The following is a 6,704-nucleotide window of genomic DNA, read 5'->3' on the forward strand; positions in this document are numbered from 1 at the left end:
CACCTCCCGATCCGACATCGGAACTACCAGCCGACGAGCGCCATGGCACCCGCCGACCATCCGACCGTCGGTGCCCCGAACCGATCTCTCAATTTCTTGCCTCTTGCGTCGATCACGTCTGTATTCTCCCTCAGCACTGCACACGCTCCCTGTCCAGTGTCCCACCGACCACCGACACCGGGCGCACAGGCATTACCGGGCGTTTCGCCCTGGGAGGTAGGTTCGGGGGATGGGGAGTGGGAGCGGTCCGGGGGACCGGTCATTCGACGTGCGGCGCTGGAGTTCGATCGTGATCGGAATCGCGGTGGCCGCCTTGGTCATCGCGGTGGTCCCGGCCTGGTGGTGCGGACGCGACGCGGACGCCTGGTATCGCGGGGACGCGGACCGGGTGCACGGGCTGGCCGAGGAGATGGTGGCCTTCGAAGCCGCCGACGACCAGCAGACCGGTCCGAAGGTCGACGGGATGTGGGGACTGCTCGCCCACCAGATGACCGCGCTCGGACTGGCACAGGTGGTGCTCGCGCATCCGGAGTGGCGGGACCGCTACGCGCCGATCGCGACCAAGGCGGCGGCCAAGAGCCTGCGGGCGTCCATGCGCAGCGAGTTCACCGCGGCCTGGCACGGCGAGGACGGGGCGACGGTCCCCGACAGCCCGCACGGCCACGCCTATCTCTCCTACCCCGCGCTCGCGCTCGGGATGGCCCGGCTCGTCGATCCCGCCTTCCCCGCCGATCTCGCCGCCCAGTACGACACGCTGATCGCCTCCTTCGAGCGGCGGCTGCTGGCCTCGCCGAACGCGCTGCTGGAAACGCTTCCGGGCGAGGCGTATCCGACCGATGTGGCGGCGGTGGCCGCCGCGATCGCGGTGCACGGGCGGGTCACCGGCGCCGATCACGCGGCGGTGCTCGCGCATTGGGCCCGGCAGGTGCGGGCGACGCAGATCGACAAGGCGACCGGGCTGGTGTGGCAGCGGATGGGCGTCGACGGGCGTCCGCACGACGCCCCGCGCGCCTCGGGCACCGGATTCGCCGCGTACTTCGCGGGTTTCGCGGATCCGGTCCTCGCCCGGGAGTTCGCCGACGGGTTCTTCCGCCAGGAGCGCAGCGTGTTCGGCTTCGCCGCCATGCACGAATACGGCGGCGGCACCTCGGGTCCCGGGGATATCGACAGCGGCCCGGTGATCCTCGGCATCTCGGTGTCGGCGACCGCGTTCGCGCTCGCACCGGCCCGCGCCTACGGCAACCATGACCTGTTCACCCGCGTGTACCGCACCGCCGCCCTCACCGGTCTGCCCATGCGCAGCGGTAATCGCCTGCGCTTCACGACAGCGGGCGCCATCGGCAATGCGCTGCTGCTCGCCTTCCTCACTTCCGGCCCGGAGGTGGCCCGATGAGACGACCCGATGCCACGACGCTGCTCGCCGGATGGCGGCTGATTCGCGTCCCGCTGCTGTTGACCGTCGCGTATCTAGTACTGCGCGAGGCACTGTCGATGCTCTCGGCCCGGCATGGCTTGGGTTCGCCCGACGGTCTGGGCCTGGGCTATCTGGCCGTCGCGGTGCTGACCGAGGGGCTGCGCCTGATCCTGCTGATCGTGGTGCCCGCGGTCGTGGCCTACCGGGTGGTGGTGTACGCGCTCGCGCGCCTGCTGCGCCGAGGCGCCACGCCCGCCGTTCCCGTCGAGTCGGGATTCGGCGAGCGCGAGGTCACCGAACCGACGCGGTGATCCGCGCGGTGATGACCGCCGCCAGTTCGGCGGGCCGCTCCTCCGGCACCCAGTGGGTGGCGTCGAGCACCTCGTGCGTGAACGGCCCCCGCACGTATCGCGCTGTCAGCGTGGCGTTCTCGGGCACGATGTAGTGGTCGCGCGTGCTGGAGACATGCGTGGTCGGGACGGTGACCGCGCGGAATGCCGTGCGCGGGTCGGCGATCAGCATGGCGCGATACCAGTTGATCGAATACTTCAGCGCCCCGCCACGCACGATGTCGCGCACGACCCGGTCGAGCTGTTCGGCGTCCATGCCGGAGGCGGCGAGTGCCCGTTCCCGGCGGGCGGGATGCTTCGGATCACTCAGTGCGGGAAGCAGTCCGGCGAGCGCCAGCTCCGGCAGGAACGGGATCTGGAACAACACCATGTACGGGGTGCGCAGCAGCTGGCGGGTGGTGAGCGCGGTGCGCACGAACGCCCCGGGGTGCGGGATCGAGACCGAGGTGAGGGTGGCGACCAGGTCGGGCCGGGCGGCGGCGAGCGACCAGGCCACCGCCGAACCCCAGTCGTGGCCGACGAGATGCACCGGTCCCCCGCCGAGCGCGTCGATCAGCGCCACGATGTCTCCGATGAGGGCGGTCATCCGGTAGGCGAACCGACCGCGCGGGCGGGCGCCCGGTGAATAGCCGCGCTGCGTGGGAGCGATGGTGCGGTAACCGGATTCGTGCAGATACGGTGTGAGCCGGGCCCATTCGGTGGCCGTCTGCGGCCAGCCGTGCAGCAGCACGATCGGGATGCCGTCGAGCGGACCTTCGTCGATGACGTCGAACAGCAATCCGTCATGCGTATAACTCGTGAGTCTCGTGGTCATCGCTCCCCTTGAATATCGAGACCGCATTATTGCCGCAGCCTACCGTCGTGCCCCACTTCGCCGGGTGCGGGAAGTTGTTCGTGGACCGGTCACCGAGTGATAGCGGACACATCATGGAATCCGCAGCCACACAGTGCATTCCGATGCCTCCGGACGGTGCGAACGGCGGGAATCTGCCACCCGGAAGCAATTCGAATGAAACCTCACCTTTCAATTTCCCAAATCGAATACTGGCCGGTAGTGTGCCCCCGTCAAGTCACCGATGACGAAACCCCTGTTCTGGCAATGGAGTTCGAGTGCTGGAAATTCACCACTTCAGCTACGGGTGGGTCACACCCGTCCTGGCCTACATCATGTCCGTCATCGGATCGCTGCTCGGTCTGCGGTGCACGGCGCGCGCGGGCGCGGGAGACGGCCGCAACAGCTGGCTGATCTCGGCCGCGGTCGCCATCGGCGGCACCGGCATCTGGGTCATGCATTTCGTGGCCATGCTCGGCTTCTCCATCCGCGGTGCGGAGATCAAGTACAACGTGCCGCTGACCCTGCTCAGCGCCGTGATCTCGGTGACCGTGGTGTGGATGGGGCTGTACATCGTGGCGCGCGAGCCCTTCGGACGGCTGTCGCTGTTCGCCGGTGGCGCGGTCACCGGACTCGGCGTGGGTGCGATGCACTACTCGGGCATGTACGCCATGAAGTCCGACGCCACCCTCGACTACGACCCGGGCATCGTGACGCTGTCCATGGTGATCGCGGTGGTCGCGGCCACCGTGGCGTTGTGGTTCACGCTGGTCATCAAGGGGATCTGGGCCACCATCGGGGCGGCGCTGATCATGGGTGTGGCGGTGACGGGCATGCACTACACGGGCATGGCGGCGATGAGCGCGCATCACGTGGACAATGCGGCGGCTCCGCACGGCACCGGCGCGATGGAGTTGCTGGCCCCGCTGATGATCAGCGTCAGCATGGTGACGCTGGTGCTGCTCATCCACGTGGGGCTGACCGAGGTCGACGAGCGCTCGATGATGCCCGAACCGGTCCGGCCCCAGCCGGATTCGCCGGCAACGTGGTCGCTGCGGCCGTCGGGGCCGGTCGGCGAGGCGCGCGGCTCGGGCCAGGACGAACCGGGAGCCACCGACTACCGGACCGCCGGTCTCTACGCTCCGGCCTCCGACTATCCGGTGCCGGGTCGGCACGCGGTCGCCGAGGCCACGAGTCCGGGTCCCTACCAGGCCGCGGGCCTGACCCCCGCTACCCGCCGAGACGGTCAACTGCCCCAGCGAGGCCAGCGCGGCTGATAGCCGTCGCGCCCCGATTGTGGGCCATCTCCGAATCGTGGCGCACCGGCTGAGAATTGCCCGCCCGGTTCGCTGAGAATACGGACCGGGTGTTCGACTTTCGGGCATATCGGCAGCAAACTGACTGCCGTGGAGCATCACCAGCTGGAACTGATCTTCGCGGTCCTGTTCGCGACCATCCTGGCCCAGCCGCTCGGACGGCGGCTGGGCCAGGCTCCGGCGGTGCTCATGACGGCGTTCGGGGTGGTGCTGGCGCTCATCCCGGCGGTCCCCAATATTCAGATCGACCCCAAACTCATCCTGCCGCTGGTGCTTCCGCCGCTGCTGTACGCGGCCGCGCGGCGCACCTCGTGGCGGCAGTTCGCCGAGAACTGGGCGGCCATCAGTCTGCGGGCGGTGGTGCTGGTGATCGTCACCACGGTGGCGGTGGCCTGGGCCTTCCACCTCTGGTATCCGGCCGTGCCGATCGGGGCGGCGGTTGCGCTGGGTGCGCTGGTCGCGCCCCCGGATCCGGTGGCGGTCTCGGCGCTGGCGGGCAAGCTGGGACTGCCACGGCGACTGGTGGCGGTACTCGAGGGCGAGGGCCTGTTCAATGACGTGACCGCGATCGTGATCTACTCCGCGGCCATCGAGGCCGTGGTCACCGGGAAGTTCTCGGCCTGGGCCGCGTTCGGGGACTTCGTGGTGTCGGCGCTGATGGGGACGGCGGTCGGACTGCTGTTCGGCTGGGCCGGAAGCAAACTCATGCAGCGCCTGGACGAGGCGCCGTGGCGGGTGGCACTGGGTCTGCTGCTGCCGTTCGCGGCCTACGGGCTCGCCGAGTCGCGGGGCGGGTCAGCGGTGCTGGCGGTGCTGGTGTGCTCGCTGTATCTCACCGACGCCGCCACCGATTTCAGTGACAGCGACTATCGGCTGGTGGGTGACTCGTTCTGGGAGATCACCGAAATGCTGGTCACCGGTTTCGCTTTCGGGTTGATCGGCCTCGAGTTGAGCACCGTGCTGCGCGACGCCGGACCGGACTGGCCGCGGTATGTCGGCGGGGCGCTGGTGATCATCGCGGTGGTCGTCGGCCTGCGGCTGATCTGGTTGCTGACCACGACCGCGATCTTCCAATCCTGGTGGCGCACGCGCGACAAGGACGAGCCGTACACCTGGCGCGAAACCGTGGTCACCTGGTGGGCGGGCATGCGCGGGGTGGCGACGGTGGCGCTGGCGCTGGCCGTCCCGTTCACCACCGACAACGGCACACCCTTCCCCGGGCGCACCGAGATCCTGTTCACCGCCATCGCGGTCGTGCTGTTCACGCTGCTGCTGCAGGGCCCGACGCTGCCCGCGGTGGTGCGCGCGACCGGCGTGCACGCCGATACCGGTGCCGAACGCGCCATCGAACGCCAGTTGTGGGGCCGGGTGCTTGGGGGCCGAGCTCACCCGGCTCAAGGAGATCGCCCAGACCGAGCAGCTGCCCGACGAGGTGTACGAGCGGCTGCGCCAGGGCTTCGAACGCCGTCTGGCCCAGGCGGATCCGGAGGCCGCCGACAGCAATGCCCGCATGCAGACCGACCGCACCCTGGCCTGGACCAAGCAGATGCGCGCCATCACCAACGACGTCCTCGAGGCGGGCCGCACCGAAGCGCTGGCCGCCCGCCGCGAACCCGGTGTCCCGCCGGACGTGGTGGACCGTGTCATGCGCCGTCTGGACCTGCGCGGCACCGGACGCTGAGGCGGCCCTACCCGGCGTTCAGACCGATCGGCAGATAGCTGATCACCAGTAGTGCGGCGACCGCGGCCAGCATGACGCCCGCGACCACGAGATTGACCGTGCGGTGGGTCACCAGCACGGCGACGAATTCGCGCAGGAAGGCCGCGGGCACGAAGTAGCGGGCGGTGCGGGAACCGGTGACCTGGGCGTGCAGGCCGAGGCGGCGGGTCAGCGCGGCGGTGCGCAGCACGTGGAAGTCGCTGGTGACCACCGTCATTCGCGTGGTGGCGGGGTCGAGGCCGCGGCGGCGCAGTTCGCGCAGCGTGAAGCGCAGGTTCTCCTCGGTGGTGCGGGAGCGGTTCTCGCGCACCAGGTGCTCCGCCGGAATGCCTTGGCGCACCAGGTAATCGGCCATGGCGTCGGCTTCGGGGACGGTTTCGCCGGGGCCCTGACCGCCGGCGGTGACCAACAGCGGCGCGCCGCCGTGGTTGCGCTCGGACTCGTAGACCTCGGCGGCACGATCCAGGCGTGAGGCCAGCAGTGGCGTTACCGCGTCCCCGCGCAACCCACAGCCGAGCGCGACCACCACGTCCACGCCGGGAGTGCGGGGCAGGCGCGCGTAGAGCACGGCGTATCCGAGGAACGCGACCAACTGCACCAGCACCAGCAGCCCCAGCAGGGTCACCGCCACCACCAGCGCGATCAACCACGCCGGTCGGCCTACGGAGGTGTCCAGGAACCGATAGGCGATCAGCGGCAGGGCAATCAGGCCGATTCCCGCCAACGGGGCGACTGCGGTCGCGACCCGCAAGCCCTCGCGGCGGGTCAGGACCACGCCGTTGGCAAGCAGCCCGATGCCCGTCGCGAAGATCGACAGCGGCGGCAGCAGGATCACGGTGGCCACCACCAATTCCGCCGCGGGAGTGGGTGCGATGGACGGCAGGGAGGTGACCACCCACGAGGCGAGCAGCAGTGCCGCGGCCAGCAGCACCAGTCCGGTGGAGATGCGGCGCGGATCGCGGATCACCCGCAGCGCGCCGATCACCGCCAGACCCGCACCGGCGACAGGCAGGACGACATGGGTCGCGGTCATCGCCGGGCCGCCCGGTTCCCGTCGCTCCCGAGCAGCACC

6 protein-coding genes are annotated in these 6,704 nt (G+C 69.7%); 4 read left to right on the plus strand and 2 right to left on the minus strand.

The window, feature by feature from the left end; genetic code table 11:
* Window positions 1-289 precede the first annotated feature (289 nt).
* Complete coding sequence (locus ACWELQ_RS33810) at window positions 290-1,393, plus strand: hypothetical protein (RefSeq protein ID WP_452401095.1); 1,104 nt, start codon at window positions 290-292, stop codon at window positions 1,391-1,393.
* Window positions 1,390-1,725, plus strand: coding sequence for a hypothetical protein (locus tag ACWELQ_RS33815; RefSeq protein WP_452401096.1), 336 nt, complete (start codon window positions 1,390-1,392; stop codon window positions 1,723-1,725). Before ACWELQ_RS33810 ends, ACWELQ_RS33815 begins: the two co-directional genes overlap by 4 nt.
* On the opposite strand, the gene ACWELQ_RS33820 is transcribed toward ACWELQ_RS33815, so the two are convergent.
* Entirely contained in the window at window positions 1,706-2,578 is an 873-nt protein-coding gene (locus ACWELQ_RS33820) for an alpha/beta fold hydrolase (RefSeq protein ID WP_452401097.1), read from the minus strand. The two genes, ACWELQ_RS33815 and ACWELQ_RS33820, sit on opposite strands and share 20 nt — an antisense overlap.
* A 296-nt stretch (window positions 2,579-2,874) precedes the next feature.
* Here ACWELQ_RS33820 and ACWELQ_RS33825 point away from each other — a divergent pair, with 296 nt between their 5' ends.
* Entirely contained in the window at window positions 2,875-3,873 is a 999-nt protein-coding gene (locus tag ACWELQ_RS33825) for an MHYT domain-containing protein (RefSeq protein ID WP_452401098.1), read from the plus strand.
* Between the two features lie 129 nt (window positions 3,874-4,002).
* Window positions 4,003-5,631 carry a Na+/H+ antiporter gene (locus ACWELQ_RS33830; protein ID WP_452401099.1) on the plus strand — a complete coding sequence of 543 codons (1,629 nt, stop codon included), beginning with the start codon at window positions 4,003-4,005 and terminating at the stop codon, window positions 5,629-5,631.
* Here ACWELQ_RS33830 and ACWELQ_RS33835 read toward each other — a convergent pair.
* Window positions 5,601-6,704 (minus strand): YdcF family protein (locus ACWELQ_RS33835; RefSeq protein WP_452401100.1); only part of this gene is annotated, 1,104 nt, incomplete at its 5' end. The genes ACWELQ_RS33830 and ACWELQ_RS33835 overlap by 31 nt on opposite strands.

Source organism: Nocardia sp. NPDC004722 (genome assembly GCF_053601505.1).

Excerpts from the sequence above, each read along its gene's own strand:
- ACWELQ_RS33815 (WP_452401096.1), top strand. The coding sequence starts at position 1,390 with ATGAGACGACCCGATGCCACGACGCTGCTCGCCGGATGGCGGCTGATT.
- ACWELQ_RS33820 (WP_452401097.1), bottom strand. The coding sequence starts at position 2,578 with ATGACCACGAGACTCACGAGTTATACGCATGACGGATTGCTGTTCGAC.